The 20455-nt window shown below is 38.9% G+C and carries 20 protein-coding genes, 1 rRNA gene, 1 pseudogene, 1 riboswitch and 1 other annotated feature; of the genes and pseudogenes, 7 read left to right on the top strand and 15 right to left on the bottom strand.

Annotation, left to right across the window (positions count from 1 at the left end; all coding sequences use genetic code 11):
• Together ACDX78_RS17945 and ACDX78_RS17940 are read right to left on the bottom strand one after the other, a co-directional pair.
• A 16S ribosomal RNA gene (locus ACDX78_RS17945) occupies nucleotides 1–121 on the bottom strand; the annotation flags it as partial.
• Between the two features lie 988 nt (nucleotides 122–1109).
• A complete protein-coding gene (locus tag ACDX78_RS17940) occupies nucleotides 1110–1418 on the bottom strand; it encodes a rhodanese-like domain-containing protein (RefSeq protein WP_486029539.1) in 309 nt (102 codons plus the stop codon).
• Between the two features lie 103 nt (nucleotides 1419–1521).
• On the opposite strand from ACDX78_RS17940, the gene ACDX78_RS17935 reads away from it, so the two are divergent.
• Both ACDX78_RS17935 and ACDX78_RS17930 read left to right on the top strand, forming a co-directional pair.
• Nucleotides 1522–2268 (top strand): hypothetical protein, encoded by a 747-nt coding sequence (locus tag ACDX78_RS17935; RefSeq protein WP_486029538.1) that lies wholly within the window; start codon nucleotides 1522–1524, stop codon nucleotides 2266–2268.
• A gap of 236 nt (nucleotides 2269–2504) precedes the next feature.
• Entirely contained in the window at nucleotides 2505–3002 is a 498-nt protein-coding gene (locus ACDX78_RS17930; protein ID WP_486029537.1) for a Dps family protein, read from the top strand.
• A gap of 649 nt (nucleotides 3003–3651) precedes the next feature.
• On the opposite strand, the gene ACDX78_RS17925 is transcribed toward ACDX78_RS17930, so the two are convergent.
• The 4 genes from ACDX78_RS17925 to ACDX78_RS17910 all read right to left on the bottom strand — a co-directional run bounded on the left by ACDX78_RS17925 (nucleotide 3652) and on the right by ACDX78_RS17910 (nucleotide 5200).
• Nucleotides 3652–3888 (bottom strand): hypothetical protein, encoded by a 237-nt coding sequence (locus ACDX78_RS17925; RefSeq protein ID WP_486029536.1) that lies wholly within the window; start codon nucleotides 3886–3888, stop codon nucleotides 3652–3654.
• The gene (locus ACDX78_RS17920) at nucleotides 3885–4409 is read right to left on the bottom strand and encodes an RNA polymerase sigma factor (RefSeq protein ID WP_486029535.1); all 525 of its coding nucleotides are present in this window, start codon (nucleotides 4407–4409) and stop codon (nucleotides 3885–3887) included. Before ACDX78_RS17920 ends, ACDX78_RS17925 begins: the two co-directional genes overlap by 4 nt.
• On the bottom strand, nucleotides 4396–4767 hold the full coding sequence (locus ACDX78_RS17915; protein WP_486029534.1) for a hypothetical protein: 372 nt from the start codon (nucleotides 4765–4767) through the stop codon (nucleotides 4396–4398). Before ACDX78_RS17915 ends, ACDX78_RS17920 begins: the two co-directional genes overlap by 14 nt.
• 265 nt (nucleotides 4768–5032) lie before the next feature.
• On the bottom strand, nucleotides 5033–5200 hold the full coding sequence (locus tag ACDX78_RS17910) for a hypothetical protein (protein WP_486029533.1): 168 nt from the start codon (nucleotides 5198–5200) through the stop codon (nucleotides 5033–5035).
• A gap of 133 nt (nucleotides 5201–5333) precedes the next feature.
• Between ACDX78_RS17910 and ACDX78_RS17905 the strand changes: the two genes are divergently transcribed.
• The gene (locus ACDX78_RS17905) at nucleotides 5334–6377 is read left to right on the top strand and encodes a C45 family autoproteolytic acyltransferase/hydrolase (RefSeq protein WP_486029532.1); all 1044 of its coding nucleotides are present in this window, start codon (nucleotides 5334–5336) and stop codon (nucleotides 6375–6377) included.
• Between the two features lie 253 nt (nucleotides 6378–6630).
• On the opposite strand, the gene ACDX78_RS17900 is transcribed toward ACDX78_RS17905, so the two are convergent.
• The 7 genes and pseudogenes from ACDX78_RS17900 to leuS all read right to left on the bottom strand — a co-directional run bounded on the left by ACDX78_RS17900 (nucleotide 6631) and on the right by leuS (nucleotide 13587).
• Nucleotides 6631–6837: a transcription initiation factor TFIIIB gene (locus ACDX78_RS17900; RefSeq protein ID WP_486029531.1), complete on the bottom strand. Its 207-nt coding sequence runs from the start codon at nucleotides 6835–6837 to the stop codon at nucleotides 6631–6633.
• 260 nt (nucleotides 6838–7097) lie between these two features.
• On the bottom strand, nucleotides 7098–8120 hold the full coding sequence (locus ACDX78_RS17895; protein ID WP_486029530.1) for a DUF2332 domain-containing protein: 1023 nt from the start codon (nucleotides 8118–8120) through the stop codon (nucleotides 7098–7100).
• A 94-nt stretch (nucleotides 8121–8214) separates the two neighbouring features.
• On the bottom strand, nucleotides 8215–9048 hold the full coding sequence (locus ACDX78_RS17890; protein WP_486029529.1) for a sugar nucleotide-binding protein: 834 nt from the start codon (nucleotides 9046–9048) through the stop codon (nucleotides 8215–8217).
• 129 nt (nucleotides 9049–9177) lie between these two features.
• Nucleotides 9178–9753: a hypothetical protein gene (locus ACDX78_RS17885; RefSeq protein ID WP_486029528.1), complete on the bottom strand. Its 576-nt coding sequence runs from the start codon at nucleotides 9751–9753 to the stop codon at nucleotides 9178–9180.
• A 40-nt stretch (nucleotides 9754–9793) separates the two neighbouring features.
• Nucleotides 9794–10411 (bottom strand): annotated as a pseudogene (locus ACDX78_RS17880) (alpha/beta fold hydrolase); the annotation flags it as partial.
• Nucleotides 10412–10423: 12 nt separating this feature from the next.
• The gene (locus tag ACDX78_RS17875; RefSeq protein ID WP_486029527.1) at nucleotides 10424–10555 is read right to left on the bottom strand and encodes a hypothetical protein; all 132 of its coding nucleotides are present in this window, start codon (nucleotides 10553–10555) and stop codon (nucleotides 10424–10426) included.
• Nucleotides 10556–11175: 620 nt separating this feature from the next.
• Nucleotides 11176–13587: a leucine--tRNA ligase gene (leuS, locus tag ACDX78_RS17870; protein ID WP_486029526.1), complete on the bottom strand. Its 2412-nt coding sequence runs from the start codon at nucleotides 13585–13587 to the stop codon at nucleotides 11176–11178.
• 94 nt (nucleotides 13588–13681) lie between these two features.
• Nucleotides 13682–13915: a binding site (T-box leader), on the bottom strand.
• A 100-nt stretch (nucleotides 13916–14015) separates the two neighbouring features.
• Between leuS and mnmM the strand changes: the two genes are divergently transcribed.
• The gene (gene mnmM, locus ACDX78_RS17865; protein WP_486029525.1) at nucleotides 14016–14582 is read left to right on the top strand and encodes a tRNA 5-(aminomethyl)-2-thiouridylate-methyltransferase MnmM; all 567 of its coding nucleotides are present in this window, start codon (nucleotides 14016–14018) and stop codon (nucleotides 14580–14582) included.
• Nucleotides 14583–14617: 35 nt separating this feature from the next.
• On the opposite strand, the gene ACDX78_RS17860 is transcribed toward mnmM, so the two are convergent.
• Nucleotides 14618–15682, bottom strand: a complete 1065-nt coding sequence (locus tag ACDX78_RS17860; RefSeq protein ID WP_486029524.1) for a tetraprenyl-beta-curcumene synthase family protein — start codon at nucleotides 15680–15682, stop codon at nucleotides 14618–14620.
• Nucleotides 15683–15764: 82 nt separating this feature from the next.
• Here ACDX78_RS17860 and ACDX78_RS17855 point away from each other — a divergent pair, with 82 nt between their 5' ends.
• Together ACDX78_RS17855 and ACDX78_RS17850 are read left to right on the top strand one after the other, a co-directional pair.
• Nucleotides 15765–16280, top strand: a complete 516-nt coding sequence (locus tag ACDX78_RS17855; RefSeq protein WP_486029523.1) for a gamma carbonic anhydrase — start codon at nucleotides 15765–15767, stop codon at nucleotides 16278–16280.
• A gap of 23 nt (nucleotides 16281–16303) precedes the next feature.
• On the top strand, nucleotides 16304–16840 hold the full coding sequence (locus ACDX78_RS17850; RefSeq protein WP_486029522.1) for a DUF1572 family protein: 537 nt from the start codon (nucleotides 16304–16306) through the stop codon (nucleotides 16838–16840).
• A 43-nt stretch (nucleotides 16841–16883) separates the two neighbouring features.
• Here the strand turns inward: ACDX78_RS17850 and metK are convergent, their stop codons facing one another.
• Nucleotides 16884–18083, bottom strand: coding sequence for a methionine adenosyltransferase (metK, locus tag ACDX78_RS17845; RefSeq protein WP_486029521.1), 1200 nt, complete (start codon nucleotides 18081–18083; stop codon nucleotides 16884–16886).
• Between the two features lie 170 nt (nucleotides 18084–18253).
• A riboswitch (SAM riboswitch) is annotated at nucleotides 18254–18362 on the bottom strand.
• 337 nt (nucleotides 18363–18699) lie between these two features.
• Here metK and pckA point away from each other — a divergent pair.
• Entirely contained in the window at nucleotides 18700–20280 is a 1581-nt protein-coding gene (pckA, locus tag ACDX78_RS17840) for a phosphoenolpyruvate carboxykinase (ATP) (protein WP_486029520.1), read from the top strand.
• The last annotated feature ends 175 nt before the right edge of the window (nucleotides 20281–20455 follow it).

Genomic DNA, 20455 nt, shown 5'->3' with positions numbered 1-20455 from the left:
TCCGCCGCTCGATCCACTGACCTCACCCCCGAAGGGGATCAGTCAGCTTCACGCGCTCGACTTGCATGTATTAGGCACGCCGCCAGCGTTCGTCCTGAGCCAAGATCAAACTCTCCATAAAAGTTTGGTTATAATGGACACCAATCCATTATTTATTTCTTAGCTTCAAAAATTGACCTCAGGAGGATAAGTCTTCCTCGTTCAGAACCTAGTCTGACTCAGACTTCTTACCTCTGACATCTTCATATTACATACTGGTTGTTTTGTTCAGTTTTCAAAGAGCAAATTTATCACGTCGCTTTTTCCGCGACAAGATTCAATTATATCACCTTAAGCAATCCATGTCAACAGCTTTTTTCTCTCGACATTTCGTCTGCTCAAATCGGCAACTTTCATATCGTATCACAGATCAGAAATCCCAGTCAATGGTTTAAAAAGTATTCTCTGAAAAATTGTTCGACGACACTTTCCACAACTTACTGTTTTCGACAATCTTTTGTTGTGAGATGAATAGTATATCATTTTTCTACAAAAAAGTCAACCATAATTGATCTTTTTTATAGAAAAATAATAAGATACTGTTGTAACTTATTTATTTTAAATTCACCACATTTAAACAGCAAGAATTATATTACAACCGTTTGCGAAAAAAGTCAATACTATTTGCCGATTTTTCCTTCTAAAGTAATTTGTTACTGAAACAACTCAAAGAAGTCTGTAAATGTGAGCCCAGGAGGAAAACGATGCAAGAAATCAAAGGCGGTATTACGGAACTGCGGTTAAAGCATGCCAAAACGCAGTAACAACCGCAAAAAAATTACACTGCCAATTAGAATAATTCCTGATCCTATCCAGCTCTTCAATAGCAAGCGTTTCTCCTGGAGTACTTACGAATAGACATTCTCCGTCCGTCTAGTATTTCTTTATAAGTGTGATCATAACATACCATCAAAACTCTTTTAATATGGTAGAAGTAGGAAAAGAACTACCTATTTCATGTTATTCTTTTAGTTTTCCATGATCACTTTGTAATCTGTTCCGTACTTTTTGCGGTATTCTCTACAGATTTTTGAATTGTTTTTTCCTGTAAGTAAACATCAGAGGAACATTTAGTAAACAACTTCACCTTTCCATTCCAGCATGCCACCAACCATGTTGGAAACCCTAAAACCATGTTCGTTCATATAATCTGCGGCTGTATTGCTTCTTCCGCCGGATCGGCAAACAAGCACATAATGTTTATCTTTGTCCAATTCATGAATCGAATACGGAATATGCTGCAATGCAATATGTCTAGCGTCTTCAATCATGCCTTGTGCCACTTCTTCGTCTTCTCTCACATCAATAATTACCATATTCTCGTCATTTTCCATTTGCTCTTCTACTTGTTTTGGGGTGATTTCATTTACTTCGCTCATACTCTCATCCTTTAAAGTTTTTTCAAGTTTATCATACGTTCTCACTGCATAACATGCAACTATCTGACACAAACTAGAACTACTATATATATGGGGAGAGAACATGGTGAGATTTTTAATAACAATCATAGTATGTACCGTTTTATTACTTCCTTTCCAATCCTTGATAGCCCAGAAAATCCCGGATACTGTGGAAATTGATTCATTTGAGACCGACGTTACAGGAGACGGACAGGATGAAGAAATTATACTAAAGGGTGTGCCTTTTTCCTCAGACAGCAGCTATTACCAGGATGTGTGGGCAGACGTCACAAATGAACTCGGCGAAAGCTGGACCATTACCTATGAAGGGGGATATGAACCTTCTCTTCAGCTGGTGGATTTAAATGGTGACGGGATCAAAGATATATTTTACCAAAGTGCTACAGGCGGCAGCGGAGGTTTATATCATTATCAATTGTCTACTTTAAGGAACAGTGAATTAAATGAGATCCCGCTTCCTGTACAGGAATACCTTGAAGGCGCTTTTGACGATAATTTCACTGTTATATTCAGGTTGTCTCCGAGTCATAAACCGACTGAGATTGATGTTTCTGATCGGACAGAAGAATATATCAGACTTGGCATATACGATGAAGACGGCAATCTTTTAGAACAGAAATCATTAGTGATCGACCCTATTGCTTTTTATGAACCATTTCTTATTAGTAAAAGTAAGGGCTATGGACTAAAAAGCTATCAGCAGATCAGTGGGGCATACCACGCTGATCAACTTGGCACGGTAGAGACGCTCTGGTATTTTGAAAATGGAGCGTGGATTATTTTACAGACAGAGTGGATCCCAACATAAAAAAGTAGAAATCCCATACTTAGGGAATTTCTACTTTTTTCTTTAAAATTTTTCCCTACTATAATGAAAAAAGAGTGAAATTTTGACCTGCGTCTATGAATCCCACGTTAATATAATCTATAAAAAAGGTATATAAAAAAAGGAGGTGCGTTATAAAAAATGAATTTCCACCAGTTTTTCATCAGCGCGTCTTCATCATTAACAGGAAAAAACATTAAAAAACGGAGGTATGAAAAATGGCATTAGAAAAAGAACGTTTTCAGCAGCAACACGTAACAGCTGCGAGTACTGTCAATCACATTGTCGCAAATTTAGGTGTATTATATGTAAAACTTCATCAGTATCACTGGCATGTGCAAGGGCCGCACTTTTATACCCTACATGAGAAATTTGAGGAACTGTACAATGAGGTAAACCAAAATTTTGATGAGTTTGCCGAACGACTGATAGCAAAAGGAGAGAAACCATACTCCACATTAGCGGAATACCTGGAGCATGCATCCATTTCCGAAAAGCCTTATGAAGAGAAAATACCGGCAGATCAAATGGTAGAAAATCTTGTAGATGACTATCGAACTATTCGTGATATAGCTGTACAGGCAATTGAACTTGCTGATAAGGAAAAAGATGCAGTAACTGAAGATTTATTGACAGGATATAAAAGCTCCGTAGACACCACCATCTGGATGCTGCAGGCCTACATTGGAAAAACTGCACTGGAGGGCGAAAAATAAAAAGCTTCCAAATTCTGAACTGTATTAAGGTATTGATTGAGCATCCTCTCTAAATTGAAAGTATAAGAAAACAAAAAGTAAGAGCAATTTCAATGAGGACCAAGTAAGCAAAGACGAATTTAAGGAAACCATAGAAAATCTGGAGTATCCAATGACTAATTAATGAATAAGTATTAAATAAAACACTTCCGGACAGGTTAAATAGTTCAGTTTTGTAGTATAAACAATAAAAAAGCATTATAAAATGAACATTGAATTACAAAATAATTTGATGCTCATTTTTTATTATTATATCAAATGTTTATCTATATATGGGTTATTTACATACGAAAATGTAAGCAAACCTTCATCTCTACAATAATTTTCCCCTCCCCCACTTAACACCTTATTTAAGACATATTTTTCATTTATTCCTCTACTCTTACTCGTCGTTAGTTCCAAAGTATTCTTTAATTTGTTACACATAAAACATAAGATATACTAAATTCCATTCAATAAGTTATGTAGATTTAATTGTAAATGTCTTTACAATTAAATCTACAATGTCACATGAAAAAATAGTTAAATAAAGGGTGTACTCCAAAACTAACTACTTAGAGACAGATGAGGTTCTTGATGCTTTAATGCGGTGGAGTCGATGCTGGAAACATTAAATAAAGAAAATTGGTGTAAAAAATAAAACAAGTATTAAAATCAGCGGGTAAAACACAACCCGTGTGAATGAATTCACCTTAATATTAAATACTTCCAACGGGTTCCTTGCCGGTGCATAAATCCAGTTTGTAAGTCGATCCAGCCTGCTTTTTTTCGTCTGAATGTTCGGTACTTTTACCTGAAATTCCTCTAACCGTTTCTTTAGCTCATTTGGAATCTCCTGTTTATTCATGCGTTAACCTCCAATAAATCCTTTAGTTTCTTTAATGCTACATGAAGACGCGATTTCACGGTACCTACCGGGATCGCAAGGATTTTAGAAATATCTCTTTGTGCAAGATCATGGTAATAGGTTAATAATACAACTGCCCTTTGTTCTTCAGTTAGCTGCTGTATGGCTGCTTGGACAGAAAGTATATCTTCATGTGACAATCTCTGTTGCTGCTGTTGCTGATATAAAAAAGGAAGTAATTTTTTCATTCGACTGCGTTTTTTTAGGCGATTTATCATTAGCTGGTACGCCATGCGAAATAAGTAGGTTTTTATGCTGGATTTTTCCTTATCATAATGTTTTTGATATTTATAAAATCTAACAAATGTATCCTGCACAATATCAATGCTTAGCTGTTGGTCCTGGCAATACCGATAAACAAACTCGTAAATTGGCGTTTTATAAGTGATAAATAACGCTTCTATTGAATGCTCCTCTAGCTCCTTCAAACCATTTGACGCAATATCCTTATTCGAACTCATCAGACCACCGCTTTTTTATACCTTTAAAAACATATGCAATTCTGGTAATAAACCAAATAAATGTGATGAGAGAAAATACAAAAGTTTGATGAATGAAAAATTGTATCCAGGGACTATCAATATTATCTCCCCGAAGCAGGAACAGCAATAAACCTAGTATACACAAAAAGGTATAAACTGCAGCCAGTATTATTATATAATCCCATCTTGTCCAGTGGAAGTAAATGTCTGATTTACTAAAATCAATATTTCCCTTTTTGTCTTTGACAACTTTTTTGTTCATTGTCATAATAAGTAAGGCAAACGTCATTCCAAGTACAGTAGCTACAACAGTGCTAATCAACCAACCCAATGCCATAGAAACGTCACTCCTTTTATCCTTTACCAGTTTATACAACGGAACCGACAAAAAGGTTCATTATATATTATTATCTTTTTATAAATCCTTACGCCCGCTCTTTTATTTGTGTTTATTATGCTCCCCATACACACTGATGAATTGTGTTGTAAGAACTACACCACCAATGAGAATGATCGCTCCCACAGTTTTGGCGACAGTAAGGGGTTCGTTTAACCAAAAATAAGCCCTTTCATTTAATATCAAATATTTACTTAGCCCCCCGCTAATTCGTTTTTCCTCTATTTGCCTTCAATAACTCATTCAATGTCGAATGAATGTTTTGTAACCTGATTAAAATCAAGCCTAGCATGACAAAGGTGACAATTTCTCCTGTAATTACGGAAATGATCGCAATTAAGAAAGCATATATTCCATAAAGAAAATTTTCCATAAGGGATCACCTCACTTGAACAATCGTGAATTTTTTTTGATCATAAATTATGTATTCCGAAACATAATATGTTTTCATTATATATTTCATGTCGTACACTGTTAATAGTGAAATCCAAAAAGGAATGAATACAATGAAACAGTATTATAGCGATGTCATTCAATACAGAGGGACCCACTACGACTTCGGCTTGTTCCAGGGTGAACTTCTCAAGGATTCATCCATTTTGCCGAACCGGGAAAAACAATGGGGACCAAAGAAAGACAGGCACTTTTTGACTGATTCGGCAGTGTATAAAGATATCATGGCAAAAATAGCACCAGCCATATTGGAAGAAATTCATGGTCTTTCCGATGCGCTTCACATGGATATGGAAAAAGCCTTCCGCTTATTTGGCGGTCATTATCTGGAATTCACCCGGAGCGGCTGTTCCATTTTTAGTGACCCAAATTTTATGGTGCGCAATTATGACAGTCACCCTAGAGGTTATGAAGGGCGCTATATGATGTATCAGCCAACTGATAAGGGGTACGCGGTGATCGGTCCCTCCATGCAAATTACGGGACGAATTGATGGTATGAACGAAAAAGGTCTGGTAATGGGCTATAATTTTACGCACAGTAAAAAATCCGGAGACGGGTTTTTATGTAATATGATCGGCCGTTTGATTTTAGAGGTCTGTACCAATGTGGATGAGGCCATTTCTTTATTAAAAGAAATTCCTCATAGGCATTCATTCAGCTATGTTCTTCTTGATCCAGCGGGAGAATCCTATGTTGTAGAAGCTTCGCCTAGACAGGTCACGGCGCGGAAATCTAATGTTTGTACCAATCATTTTCATTTGCTGGATGAGGAAAATCGTTACAGACAGGAAGAGACACGGGAAAGGGAGCAAACTATACTGGATGAGCAACATCATGCCGCAAATCCTTATGATGCTTATAAAGTAATGAATAGCCTGAATCATGGTGTTTTTTCCAAAAAATATGGTGCATCTGCAGGAACTATTCATACATCTATGTATTTTCCAAAAGAATTAAAAGCATGGTTTGTAGTCGGTCATGATAGAATGCCGGTGATTTTTGACTTTAAAAAATGGCTTCAGGAGGAGAATGTGAATATCACACGGGTTAAAGGAGAGCTTGATTTTCATAGGCCGTTTGTGAATATGGGATAAATAGGCTGATTAGCGTAAAAATTATATATAGTATAAATTAGTTTATTTTAAGTAAAGCCAACAGTAATTGACGTCTAAAGATTTAATTGGACGTTATTTGTGAGGCATTACGAAATCTGAAAAGGCTTAGTGTCTATTGCCATTTACCTTTTTTCATGCAGCATACCAGAACGCATTAGTAAACATTCTTATGCTGCACGTAATTAATCAAAAATCTCTTCTTTGTCACAACCAATAAACTTTACAGCAGCCATCAATAAATAGTTCCTTTAAATCTCTTTGGTTTTTTTACATAACCCTCGATAATATAGCCGCATTCCGTGCAGATTAAGTATTCTACAGTGGAGCCAAAACTCATTTTATTTGTAGGATGCATTGCTGAATATCCACTTTGTTTCCCCTTCCCCAATTCTCTGCTCCCGCATTTTGGGCATTCTACTGTTTTCTCGTCATCTTTCATTGATTGCCACCCCTATTATATATGATATCTCATCTCAGTTTTTACTCTTTTCATTCACTTCTTTTAATAACTCAATGATTCCCTCATTTTGTTTAGTACCTTGTCTGAGCTTGTTTTCAATCGAGAAAAGAGTGATAAGCATGATCTAGCCTATTACTATAAGCGCCATGAAACCTCCCTTGTTTTTCTTCAAGCAACTTTCCCTTATTTAAGAGGTCTTGTAGTTGAAGGGGAACTGATTCAGTTCTTTAAAAAAACAATTATAACTCCCAGGAAAACCATCTTCCGTGGCCGTCCGTCTCTCCAACTTTCTTCGCATATGCTTTCCCATCAATATAATAATCGAGGTGCAAATCTCTATCACACATATTATTATATAAATGAAAAACTTCTCTGTCTGCACCTATAGTGCTCACTTGCTCAAGCAGGGTCTTTTTCTGGTTGGAGGACATTTGGTTAGCTACATGCGTATGAAAAACACAAACAGCATAATCTTTTGATACATTCTTTGTCAGCCCCTGAAGCATTTCCACCCCATCCCCTTCTATTAATATGATAGGGTTATCTTTTACACATGCTGCTGCCTTTGTAAATAATTCTCTTCTTTCATTATGTTCAGGCCAGATTAGTGCGTTCAGCCAAAGAGAATCTTCATTATTCGTTAAATCTACTGTGTGCAGGTCCACACCAATACGGGAAGCTACTGGAGGAGCAGTTCCCTGTAAAATTGGCATGTTTTCCCCTTTTATCTCTGAAGTTATATGTACTTTTGAACCCTTTTCTCCGTAAACTTCATCCGTTTCATAAGAATAGCTGTATTTATCCCATAAAAGTTGTAAACCTGCACTTGTTCCCAGTTCAATTAAGGCTAAAGGCTTTTTTACAATATCATAAATATAATTAAAAATAGGAAACAGGTAAGCACAACGTCTTACTTCATTTGTCTGAACTAATTTATTTTCCAAGATTGAAATTATTTCATCAGTATATTGCTCACAAAAATCTTTAAAATAAACATACGAATCTACTGTATTTCTTGGTTCCTTGGCTATACTTGGATAAAATTCTCTTAAATAATGTGCCTTTCCCTTTAGCAGCAAATAATGCACAGCCCCAAACATAATATTAGGTATAGGCTGTCCTGCTCTAGCGTGTGAAGCTAATTCTAGGATTTCATTATCCTCGGCAATTTTTAAAGAAAGAAATTCATACAACTCGCTTGAGCCTTTACATTCATGTTCAGCAAAGACTTTAAAGTTTTTTGATAGTCGGTTTATTTCCACAGACCTTCTCCTTTCAAAACATTGGATATTTATTTAGTTGCACATTTGTTAGCTCTCTGCATCCAATTACTTTGTAAATATTATTAAAGCAACACTAGTCATTAAGACTTCGAAAACTAATTTTCAACATACTCCTCACTTTTTCTGTATCCAATGATGTATCAACAGATAGACAGTTTTCTTTTCCATCAGCAATTTCAATTGGCTCAATACCACCACTGATAAAACCTAAACTCTCAAAACGTTTTTTATAAAAAGTAAAATAACTCTCTTTTTCCGCCGGTCCCAGATGGATAACCCCTTTAAAATCATGAAAAGCAAATTCCAATATAGCTTTTGATAAATCTACAATATGTACAAATGTTTTATAAAAATCTGCAGCAGCTTCAACTGAACCTTTCTGTTCGAGCTGTCTGGTCATTTTTTGTGTTCGTGCTTCGATATTTCCATTAGCATCCATGCCATAAAGTGGGCCTGTCCTTATTATGGTATGATTTTTGTGACTCTCTGCTATTTGTCTTTCTGCCCTTATCTTTGCATTAACATATGTGGCTAATGGGGCTTTGTTAGGAAGTGAATTTAGTATATCCGCTTCTTTATATCCCCCTTTTCCACCAGTGAAAACTGCATCTGTAGACAGGAAAATCAGTTTTGTTTCGCTTTTTATAATGGATAATAGATTGGTAAGTCCATGGTCTATAAGCACGTCCTCATTTTCTCTGCTTAACAAAGTCCATACCACCACATCCGGATCATAACTTTCCATTGTACTTTTTAATGCATGTTTATTTGTAACATCCACTTCAATTATTTTTCTATTCTCATTTAAATACCTAGAAGTGCCAATCACTTGTAGGTTTCGGTTCCCCGCCAAGTGAAATAAGGTTGAGCCAAGAAAACCAGTAGCCCCTAATATTAATAGTTTCAATTTTATGTTCTCCTTTAAATTGTTACACTAATTAACTTAACGCAGAGTTCATCCTATCTTTTTTTACTTAAACAATATACCCAAGAAATAATAATGAGGGGCTTCACCAGATTGGAGAGTCTTCTTCCCTTATTGTTCTACATTCCTAATTATATCCTTAGCAAAAGCTTTTGCATCTTCCTCCGTTTTTCCCTCTATCAAATAATACTCAATCATATAACTGTAATCTGCAAAATCCATCGCCATGATCACCGTTCCGCTCTCCCGATCAATATGTTGATATTGAACTTCATGCCCTTCTATTTCGAGGTGTTCAGCGTCTGTAATTTCTCCTGCTCCATCTGGAAATATTGTTACCTTAGAAGTATTCGGATCCATATACAAATCACCATAAATAATTTCCCTTAAAGGATCCCTTTCCTCCCATACTTCCTTCATTTCTTCATCCACTTTCTCATCGGTGGAAGCTTTATATTCAATTTCAACTTTAAACGAGCCTCCTTTTTCAGATTCACCATCATCAGCTAATACCGGTGAATAATTCAACACCATCGTGCATACCGAATCACCTTCTGGTATATAAGGACTCACACCTAATTCATCTTCAATAATTTGCTTCATTTCATCCGTTTCAGCGGAAGTTTGGTTGCATGCAGCAATAAAGAAAGACATGAGTAACAAAACAGCAATTATAAACTTACTCATGGAACTACCTCCCCAATAAATAACTTCAAATTCTCCCCTCTTACCTCACTGAGTCCATCGCAGTTCCCAATATTTCATTTTCAATAATCTCATAAAAACGTTCCTGTTCTTCAATAAACGGACTGTGTGCAGAATTACTGAAGGTGAACATTTTCTTGGTTGGGGCTTCGAGCGATTCATAAAAACGGTTGGCTTGTGTCCAAGTTGTCGTATAATCATGCTTACCATGAAGAATGAAAACCGGCAGATCGAGTGATGAAACACGCTCCACCAGGTCAATAGTCGCCATAACTCCTCCTAAGGACTGCCAAGCATAATTCGTCCCGCGTAAAATATTTAACCGTTCCTTGAATGTATAATTGGGACAAGCTAATATGTGTCTCAACGTCTCAAAATTCGAATACCCATTGCGTTTCGTTCCTCCGCTGTAAGCATTTGTATATTTTGATCTAATTGCACCATAGGAACGATTTTCGTAATATTTATTATCCAACGTTACTTTTTCAATTTGTTGTTGCGCACGACTATCACGCTTTTTTATCGCAGTATCCAAAATAAAATCATACGATTCTTTTTCTGACTCCAGTGCTGATCCAATCTGACCTATCCCAAGGTAGGCGTGAAATAGTTCAGGGTGCTTGCTTGCTGCAAGGGTGCCGAGATAGGAGCCCTAGGAATGGCCCAGTAAAAACACTTTGTCTTGTGCATATGTTTCTCTCAAATAATGAACAACTTGGATTGTATCCTCTAATAACTGTTTTAATGTCAGCGGTTTTTTCGTTTCCTTTGCATCGAAGGACATTCCGGCACCCCTTTGATCCCAGGAAATACTTTTCGAGCTGCAATCCATGGGCTTTGACTACCGGGTAGACGGGAAAACCGGGGCCCATGCAGAAACAGCAGCAATGGTTTTCCTTGGTTTAAAGTTTCGATTATATTAAACCTTGTCTGCTTCCATTAATTTATATATTTTTTTATCACATTACCTGATGACTGTGTTTCATTTTTGTATCTCAAAGGTTTTTCAAATGATTCCAGCAGCATTTTTCTTCCTACTTTCATTAGCTGTTATGCGATATATATTTCCTAAGTACACTTCCAAATTTCATCCAATTTATCCGAAGAATATTCGATTGTTTTTTTATCCTTTTATAAATTATACAAAGCGATCCACGGCTTCTTTTATTTTATCATATGTAATGGTAAAACAACTCATAATATTTGAATAAAATTCAGTAAAGAAAAACACCTGGAATTTCATTTAAGAAATAACAAGTGTTTTGTTGATTATCGCTCCAATTTTTTCTCTCAATCTATAACTGCATTCGTAACCTTCTTTAATATTCTCCTTAAATCAAAATCAGCCAATGGGCATATTGCACAATTCTTGCAACAAAAGAACCGTCCCTGTGTTTCATTCCATCAATTCGCTACAATATTCACAAGCTTTCCAGGCACAACGATCACTTTACGTATTGTCTTTCCTTCAATTTGTTCTTTTATTTTTTCATTGGCCAATGCTGCTGCTTCTGTTTCTTCTTTTGTTGCATCTTTTGCTACATTGATTTTGGCGCGGACTTTACCCATGATTTGTACGGCAATCTCCACTTCATCTTCGACCAGTTTGGTTTCATCATAAGCCGGCCAAGGTTCATACGTAATAGTGTCATCATGACCAAGTATTTCCCATAGTTCTTCAGCCAAATGTGGCGCGACAGGAGATAGCAATTTCACGAAGCCTTCCATATATTCCTTTGGCAACTTTTCCTGCTTGTTTCCTTCATTTACAAATACCATCATTTGTGAAACTCCAGTATTAAATTGCAGGGTTGGAAAGTCTTCGGTTACTTTTTTCACTGTTTCGTTATACACTTTATCCATCGCGCTGTTTTCCTCTTCGCTTATCTTATCAGAAATTGACCCACCATCTGCAACAAACAAGCGCCATACGCGGTCAAGGAATCTTCTTGCTCCGTCAAGTCCGTTCGTTGACCATGCCACAGATGCTTCCAACGGACCCATGAACATTTCATAGAGACGCAGTGTATCTGCCCCATGGGATGAAATAATATCATCCGGGTTTACCACATTCCCTTTCGATTTACTCATTTTTTCATTGCCTTCCCCGAGGATCATCCCTTGATTGAACAGCTTCATGAAGGGTTCTTTTGTCGGAACAGCTCCGATATCATATAAAAATTTATGCCAGAAACGAGCGTACAGCAAGTGGAGCACCGCATGCTCGGCACCCCCGATATAAATATCAATCGGCAGCCATTTTTTCAGTGCCTTCGGATCTGCAAGCTGATCCGGATTTTCCGGATCAATATAACGAAGGAAATACCAGCAGCTTCCTGCCCACTGTGGCATTGTATTTGTTTCTCGGCGTCCTTTCATCCCGGTTTTCGGGTCGGTCACATATACCCAGTCACTATTGGCAAGTGGGGATTCCCCTGTACCCGATGGCTTAATTTCATCCATTTCCGGAAGCTCCAGCGGCAGTTCCTCGTCCGGAACTGTCGTCACTGTTCCGTCTTCCCAATGAATAATCGGAATCGGCTCTCCCCAGTAGCGCTGTCTGGAGAATAACCAGTCACGAAGCCGATAAGTAATCTGCTTTTCACCCATTTTATTCTCTTCCAGCCAATCGATCATTTTTGAAATGGCTTCTTCACTACTCAAGCCATTCAGGAATTCAGAGTTTACATGCTCCCCATCGCCTGTATAAGCTTCCTTGGAAAGATCCCCACCTGAAACAACTTCTACAATAGGCAGTTCAAATTTCGTTGCGAATTCATAGTCACGTTCATCATGCCCTGGAACTGCCATAATCGCACCAGTCCCATAAGACATCAGGACATAATCTGCAACCCAGATTGGCATTTTTTCATTATTGACCGGATTGATCGCATAAGCACCTGTGAAAACACCAGTCTTGTCTTTCGCCAGATCCGTCCGCTCCAAGTCAGACTTGGTCTGTACTTTTTTTAAATATTCATCCACTGCTGTTTTTTGTACATCCGTCACAATGTTCTCTATATAAGGATGCTCCGGTGCAAACACGGCATAAGTTGCACCAAACAATGTATCAGGCCGTGTCGTGAACACTTCAAAATGCTTATCATGCCCGTCAATGGTGAATCTAACTTCCGCTCCTTCAGACCGGCCAATCCAATTCCGCTGCATATCCTTCAGGTTTTCCGGCCAGTCAAGCTCTTCCAGATCTTCAAGCAGACGATCGGCATAAGCTGTAATTCTCAAAATCCACTGTCTCATTGGTTTTCGGTAAACAGGATGTCCCCCTCGTTCACTTTTTCCGTCAATTACTTCTTCGTTTGCAAGCACAGTATTCAGTGCCGGACACCAGTTAACGGCCACTTCATCCACATATGCCAGCCCTTTTTCGTACAGCTTTTTAAAAATCCACTGGGTCCATTTATAATAGCTTGGATCCATCGTGCTGATTTCCCTGTCCCAGTCATAGGAAAAACCGATTTCCTTCATTTGTCTCTTAAATGTAGCGATATTACTGAGCGTAAAATCTTCCGGACTATTCCCTGTATCGATTGCATACTGCTCTGCCGGCAGACCAAATGAATCCCAGCCCATCGGGTGCAGCACTTCATAGCCTTGCATTCTCTTCATACGTGATAGTATGTCCGTTGCCGTATAGCTCAGCGGATGGCCGACATGCAGTCCCGCTCCAGACGGATACGGGAACATATCCAGCGCGTAAAACTTCTCTTTCTCCGAATACGTATCGGTTTTAAAGGTTTTCTTTTCCTCCCAATACGTTTGCCATTTCTTTTCAATTTTCTGATGATGAAAACTCATCCTGCTTCCTCCTTTGATCAAAACAACGATTAGAAAACCTATGCAATAGGAAAGTTCTATACTTTCCTAACATAAAAAAGCCACTCATCCCTACAAAAGGGACGAGAAGCTTGTTATTCCCGCGGTACCACCCAAATTAACGCAGAAGGCAAATTTAAATCACCGGCGTTCACTTGAATTCTTAACGCGAATCATACGGCAGAAGCTACTTGGATTCACCCCTGCAACTCAGAAGGCGAGTTCATAATTTTTCAGGAACAGTTTTCACCGGCCACTGTCTCTCTTTACCTGAAAATAATTACTACTAATCCCTCATTTGTGTCGTTTTATTATGTAACTTGAATTGTATGGAAATGCCATCGTTTTGTCAAGGCAATTCGCTTTGTTTTCTGCTAAAATAGACATATATCACCATAAAGGAGATTGCTATGTTAAAAGGAATTCTGAAATACGCACATTATTTACTGGAAGAATCCGTAAAAAAAGGAGATACCGTCATAGATGCCACTTGCGGAAACGGGAATGATACAGTTTTCTTGAGCAGATTAGTTGGCGAAAAAGGCCATGTACTTGCATTTGATATCCAGGAGCAGGCGATCCAGTCGACAAAGGATGCACTTGTCGAAAACCGTTTAAAAAACGTCTCCCTTATCCATGACAGCCATGCCTATATTGGAGATTATTTGCATATGGAGGATGAAACTAGAGTCGGTGGTGCTATTTTTAATCTCGGCTATTTGCCGCGCAGCGATAAAAACATCATTACCCAAAGTGATTCTACCATTACGGCGATTAATTCTGTTTTGTATCTTTTGAAAAAGGACGGACTTGTTGTCATTGTTGTGTATCATGGTCATGAAGGGGGTGAAGAGGAGAAGAATGCTGTTCTGAAATATATGGCTAACTTAGATCAGAAAAAGTATAACGTGCTGAAGTATGGGTTTATTAACCAAAAGAATAATCCCCCGTTTATTTTGGCCGTACAGAAGAAATGAAGACCCGGAAGGCAGAAGTGAATTGCTTCTCCGGGTTATTTTCTTACTTTATAATACACCCTCGTATTCCAATGAAAAAACTTCGATTGAAACCCGCTCTGACGCAGTAATATCTTTTTCATATCCCCGGAAGCATCTAAGCTTTTTACCTTCCTGTCTCCCAAATACAAACCAACCAGCCCCTGATGCACCATTTCATGAAAATGGTGGTCAGGCAATCGCTGCACCTGTTTATTCGCCTGCTCAATAAAGTGAACAAATCGCGCTTTCATCTGCTCTTGAGTTGGATAGTAATTACAAAAATTCAGATCTCCTTCTTTTTTATCCTCATCCTGATCGACATAATAATCCAGTAAAATATGTAACCCCTGTACATAAGGAAAGTAGGCTTCATAAATTGCAGCCGACTGCCCCTTTAATATTTTTTTACCCATCGCATAACTGACCAGACAAAAAATACCTAAGGTCGACCCTGAAGCAGCAGAAAATTCATACCAGCTTAAATCCGACGCAGGATTCTTTTCTTTTTCAAACCAGCTTGTCAATCTTGGAATGCGCTCCTCCGCCTTTACATGTTTATGTACCTGCAGATTCTCATATAAACCCTCAAGCCGGTATACATGGCCCTGTATTTCCGAATAATCTTCTATCACTTCCAGTGTATTTTGACAAGCTGAAGCCAAATCGCTTAAATAATTCCCGTCATCCTGATCCTGTCGCAATGCATAGTAATTTTCCCGTTCCCTTCCCGGGGTTAATGCATCCCGCATAGCATGGTGCAGCATTCGGAAATCTTCCGGATCCAGTGAAGTACTTCGATCACATAAATTATCCAAATAATCACTGATTGTCTGATAAGCAACAATAAAACGTATAGCTTCCCTCCATCGTTCCCCTGCAAGAAGCGCATACACAGAACCACCTTGACAATGAAACCGTTTGGACGCTATGCTAGCAAGTGCCTGGGTGCGCAGCTCTTTATTCGGGATATCCGCAGCGCGTTTTTTCCAATAGAAAAGTTCTTTATTTACTTCAGGTAAAATTTTGCGATAGACTTTGGCCATTAATATCACTGCATTCGTTGGTATAGGGGCAGTCAATTTGCTTCCTCCATTCTGCAACCGTTCTTTTCTAATATTTGCTATACTACATTATATCATCATATTTATCAGGAGGTTTCAAATGATACATCCATATAAAGGCTATCAGCCTGACATTCACGAATCTGTATTTGTAGCACACAATGCTACGATTATTGGAGATGTTAAAATAGATGAACTTTCCAACATCTGGTTCAACACGGTTATTCGCGGCGACATTGCCCCGACAATCATTGGAAAAAGAGTCAGTGTGCAAGATCTTTCCATGCTCCATCAAAGTCCAGACAACCCGCTGATCCTTGAGGACGACGTTGCTATTGGCCATCAGGTCACCCTGCATTCTTCCATCATTCGAAAAAATTCCTTGATTGGTATGGGATCAATTATTCTAGACGGTGCAGAAGTTGGCGAAAGTGCATTTGTTGGCGCAGGAAGCCTCATACCTCCGGGCAAAAAAATCCCTCCCCACACAATGGCTATGGGTAGACCGGCCAAAGTGATCCGTGAGCTGACGGATAAGGATTATGCAGAAATGAATCGCGTCATCAAATCTTACGTGGAAAAATGTAATTATTACCGGGATCATACGAGTTTATAACTAATGCTTGAAAGGGGTTTATTATGACGATTGGCAAAGAATATTTAAGTGTTATCAAAGCCAGACTCCAAAGTGTGAAACAGCTTGGCGATAAGACTATCGAACAATTAACGGCTGAAGAACTGCATTGGTCCGTCAATGATGCTTCCAATAGTATTGCCATTATTGTAAAGCATATAAGCGGCAATATGCGCTCAAGATGGACGAACTTTTTAACAAGTGATGGGGAAAAGCCGGATCGCAAGCGGGATGAGGAATTTATGGACACATTATTATCAAAAACGGAAATCGTGGCCGCTTGGGATAAAGGCTGGGTTCTACTGTTTGATGCCATCAGTAAATTGAATGAAGAAGATCTTTTAAAAATCATTACGATCCGCGGGGAAAAGCACACTGTGCTCGACGCCATTGAAAGGCAGCTTGCCCATTATTCCTATCATGTCGGGCAAATTGTTTATATTGGAAAAGCGTGCAAAAATGATAGCTGGGAAAGCCTCAGTATTCCTATAGGAAAGTCTGAGGAATATGTAAAAGAAATGCTTGATAAGCACAAAAAATAATAAATGCCTGGTTCCGTTCTTAAAATCGGTTCCAGGCATTTATTTATTTTTCAGCTAATGCTTTCAACTCTTCCACTTTATCCGTTTTCTCCCACGGGAAGCTGATATCTGTTCTGCCAAAGTGCCCATAAGCAGCTGTATTTCTAAAAATCGGCTTCTGCAGATCCAGCATGCGGATAATTCCTGCCGGGCGCAGATCAAACAGTTTTCTTACTGCCTCCACCAACTCTTCCTCACTTACTACTCCAGTGCTGAATGTATGGATTGCAATCGATACCGGTTCTGCTACACCAATTGCATAGGCAAGCTGTACTTCACATGTTTTCGCCAAGCCTGCTGCAACAATGTTTTTAGCCACATAACGCGCTGCGTAGGCTGCGGAACGATCCACTTTGGTGGAATCTTTGCCGCTGAATGCGCCTCCGCCGTGTCTGGCGTATCCGCCATATGTGTCGACAATAATTTTACGGCCGGTCAAGCCGGCATCCCCCTGGGGACCGCCAATCACAAAACGACCTGTCGGGTTAATAAAATATTGGGTGGACTCATCCAGAAATTGCTCAGGCACAACCGGACGAATCACATGTTCAATAACATCTTTTTCAATTTGATCCGTGGTAATATCTTGATGGTGCTGTGTAGAAATTACAATGGTATCAACGCGTGCAGGCTGACCATTCTCATCATATTCCACGGTCACCTGAGTTTTTCCATCCGGACGTAAATATCCTAGCGTCTTATCTTGACGAACATCGGAAAGGCGTTTGGACATCTTATGTGCGAGTGAAATCGGAAGGGGCATTAATTCCTCTGTCTCATCACAGGCAAAGCCGAACATCATGCCTTGATCCCCTGCTCCAATCGAATCAATGTCTTCCTCGCTCATCTTCCCTTTTCGTGCTTCCAGCGCCCTATCCACCCCACCGGCAATATCCACAGATTGCTCGTCAATCGCGGTTAGAACGGCACATGTTTCCGCATCAAAGCCGTATTTGGCCCGTGTATACCCAATCTCTTTTATCGTTTGACGGACAATTGCAGGAATATCGACATATGTATTTGTTGATATTTCCCCAGAAACCAATACAAGTCCTGTTGTGACCGTGGTTTCGCAAGCGACCCGTGCATATGGGTCTTTCTTTAAAATTTCGTCCAAAATGGCATCCGAAACTTGATCAGCGATTTTATCCGGATGCCCTTCCGTTACTGATTCAGACGTAAATAAACGACGATTTGCAGCCATATGGCTATCTCCCCTTATGAATTGTTACGGAACTCCATTACTATATGCTTAAGATAATTTGGTGTTGCATAGTATGCAATCGGGCTGTTGTCATTTTTCCAAATCAACATCTTGCCCTAAACAAAAAAAGCCCTTCCTGCATTTATGAGGAAAGGATTTGTGACCTTTCGCTCTTATTGTTCAAGGAATTTTCCTTGCATCAGGTTAGCACCAATTCACTAAGGTGTGATGGTTGCTGGGTTTCATCGGGGCTGTCCCTCCACCAACTCTGAATAAGAGAGTATCCGTTCAGAATCAGATTAACGAAAGAGGGTGTTAATGTCAATAAAAAGGTACTATTAATCCTTAAGATAAAATTCTCCTATCTATAGGTAACGGTGTTATACTAATGACAGATAAGAATTGCCGATTTAAACAAAAATATTGCAGGTTAATTCATTTGTGCATAATTTAAAAAGAGCGTAAAATAAAAGTAAAATTGACACTTATTTTTTTCAAATTAATATGATTATTAGTATGGACTAATCACTCAAATGTGTTATACTATTAATCAGATTAAGGAATACAAAACCGACATCGGTTCATACATATTTTATCAAAAAGGCAGGTATCTCATATGAAAACAATGATAGAAGAATTACATGCACATAGAAACCTTCAACGGAATTTGTCTGTACCTGGATTAGTAGAAGAAATTTTAGAGCGGAATGAAGGAATTTTAACAGCCACTGGTGCTGTTCGTTCAACAACTGGTAAATATACTGGCCGTTCACCTAAGGATAAATTTATTGTTCGAGATGGGGAAACAGATAAGAAAGTCGATTGGGGTCCTGTCAACCAGCCGATTGATGAAGCATCTTTTGATAAGTTGTACCACAAAGTAATCGACTATTTGAGCAAAAAAGATACCCTGTATGAATTCAATGGTTTCGCCGGTGCAGATCCTAAATACCGCCTTCCTATTCAGGTAATCAATGAATATGCATGGCATAATTTATTTGCCCGACAGCTGTTCATTGTACCGACAGAGGAAGAATTGAAAGAACATAAATCTGAATTCACGGTAATTTCTGCACCAAATTTTGAAGCAGATCCGGAAGTAGATGGAACCAACTCTGAAACATTTATTATTGTTTCCTTTAAAAAACGTGTTGTACTTATTGGAGGTACAGAATACGCCGGTGAAATTAAAAAATCCATTTTCTCGGTGATGAACTATTTACTGCCGCAGCAAGATGTTTTGTCCATGCATTGTTCAGCAAATATTGGCCAGGAAGGCGATGTTGCATTATTCTTTGGCTTATCCGGTACAGGTAAAACAACGCTTTCCGCTGATCCGTATCGCCGTCTTATCGGGGATGATGAGCATGGCTGGAGTCCGAATGGTGTTTTTAATATTGAAGGTGGCTGTTATGCAAAAACCATTAACCTGTCGCAAGAAAAGGAACCACAAATTTTCGATGCCATCCGTTTCGGTTCCGTTCTGGAAAATGTAATTATGGATGATAAGAGCAGACTTCCGGATTATGATAATACATCTTTAACTGAAAATACCCGTGCAGCATATCCGATGGAAAACATTGATAACATTGTAACACCAAGTGTTGCAGGTCATCCGAATACAATTATCTTTTTAACAGCTGATGCATCCGGAACATTGCCGCCAATCAGCAAATTGACAAAAGAACAGGCAATGTATCACTTTCTGAGCGGGTATACAAGTAAGCTGGCAGGTACTGAGCGTGGAGTAACCAAGCCGGAAGCAACATTTTCAGCTTGTTTCGGCGCACCATTTTTGCCGTTAGCTCCTTCGATCTATGCAAAAATGCTCGGTGAAAAAATTGATTTATATAATTCCAATGTATTTCTAGTCAATACCGGTTGGACCGGCGGATCTTACGGCATCGGCAAAAGAATGAAGTTATCCTATACCCGTGCTATGGTACACTCCGCATTGGAAGGCGAACTGAACACGGTAGAAACAATCAAAGATGACGTGTTTGGCCTGGAAATTCCAATGCATGTGCCAGGGGTCCCGGATGAAGTGCTTGTTCCAAGAAATGCCTGGGATGATGAAGAAGGTTATTACGAAGCAGCAACTTCACTGGCAATGAAATTCCATGAGAACTTTACAAAGTTCGATCAGGCAGACAAAGAAATCAGAGAATCAGGACCTGTGTATAAAGGAAAAATATAATTTGATAGATAGTGAACCGGCCTTTTTGTGGAGGTCGGTTTTTTATTTGCTTATATTTTCTTTTCATTTATAAGTAATTTATAGGAACAATCCAAGACGACAACCAAGAAGAAAGACTTCAAAACCCTACTCCCCCATCTAGGCATTCACACATTTTTATCACGTGCATAAACTG

The organism is Virgibacillus oceani, from assembly GCF_041521345.1.
In the GTDB taxonomy this organism is placed as follows: Bacteria; Bacillota; Bacilli; order Bacillales; family Amphibacillaceae; genus Virgibacillus_N; species Virgibacillus_N oceani_A.
Note: the sequence above shows the minus strand (reverse complement) of the source record. Positions and strands in the feature narration are given on the sequence as shown.

Bases quoted from the DNA above. Each gene is read 5' to 3' on its own strand.
- ACDX78_RS17855 (WP_486029523.1), top strand. From the start codon at position 15,765: ATGATACATCCATATAAAGGCTATCAGCCTGACATTCACGAATCTGTA.
- pckA (WP_486029520.1), top strand. From the start codon at position 18,700: ATGAAAACAATGATAGAAGAATTACATGCACATAGAAACCTTCAACGG.
- leuS (WP_486029526.1), bottom strand. From the start codon at position 13,587: ATGAGTTTTCATCATCAGAAAATTGAAAAGAAATGGCAAACGTATTGG.
- ACDX78_RS17915 (WP_486029534.1), bottom strand. From the start codon at position 4,767: ATGGCATTGGGTTGGTTGATTAGCACTGTTGTAGCTACTGTACTTGGA.
- mnmM (WP_486029525.1), top strand. From the start codon at position 14,016: ATGTTAAAAGGAATTCTGAAATACGCACATTATTTACTGGAAGAATCC.
- ACDX78_RS17885 (WP_486029528.1), bottom strand. From the start codon at position 9,753: ATGAGTAAGTTTATAATTGCTGTTTTGTTACTCATGTCTTTCTTTATT.
- ACDX78_RS17925 (WP_486029536.1), bottom strand. From the start codon at position 3,888: ATGAATAAACAGGAGATTCCAAATGAGCTAAAGAAACGGTTAGAGGAA.
- ACDX78_RS17910 (WP_486029533.1), bottom strand. From the start codon at position 5,200: ATGGAAAATTTTCTTTATGGAATATATGCTTTCTTAATTGCGATCATT.
- ACDX78_RS17875 (WP_486029527.1), bottom strand. From the start codon at position 10,555: ATGTCCTTCGATGCAAAGGAAACGAAAAAACCGCTGACATTAAAACAG.
- ACDX78_RS17905 (WP_486029532.1), top strand. From the start codon at position 5,334: ATGAAACAGTATTATAGCGATGTCATTCAATACAGAGGGACCCACTAC.
- ACDX78_RS17850 (WP_486029522.1), top strand. From the start codon at position 16,304: ATGACGATTGGCAAAGAATATTTAAGTGTTATCAAAGCCAGACTCCAA.
- metK (WP_486029521.1), bottom strand. From the start codon at position 18,083: ATGGCTGCAAATCGTCGTTTATTTACGTCTGAATCAGTAACGGAAGGG.
- ACDX78_RS17935 (WP_486029538.1), top strand. From the start codon at position 1,522: ATGGTGAGATTTTTAATAACAATCATAGTATGTACCGTTTTATTACTT.
- ACDX78_RS17920 (WP_486029535.1), bottom strand. From the start codon at position 4,409: ATGAGTTCGAATAAGGATATTGCGTCAAATGGTTTGAAGGAGCTAGAG.
- ACDX78_RS17900 (WP_486029531.1), bottom strand. From the start codon at position 6,837: ATGAAAGATGACGAGAAAACAGTAGAATGCCCAAAATGCGGGAGCAGA.
- ACDX78_RS17930 (WP_486029537.1), top strand. From the start codon at position 2,505: ATGGCATTAGAAAAAGAACGTTTTCAGCAGCAACACGTAACAGCTGCG.
- ACDX78_RS17940 (WP_486029539.1), bottom strand. From the start codon at position 1,418: ATGAGCGAAGTAAATGAAATCACCCCAAAACAAGTAGAAGAGCAAATG.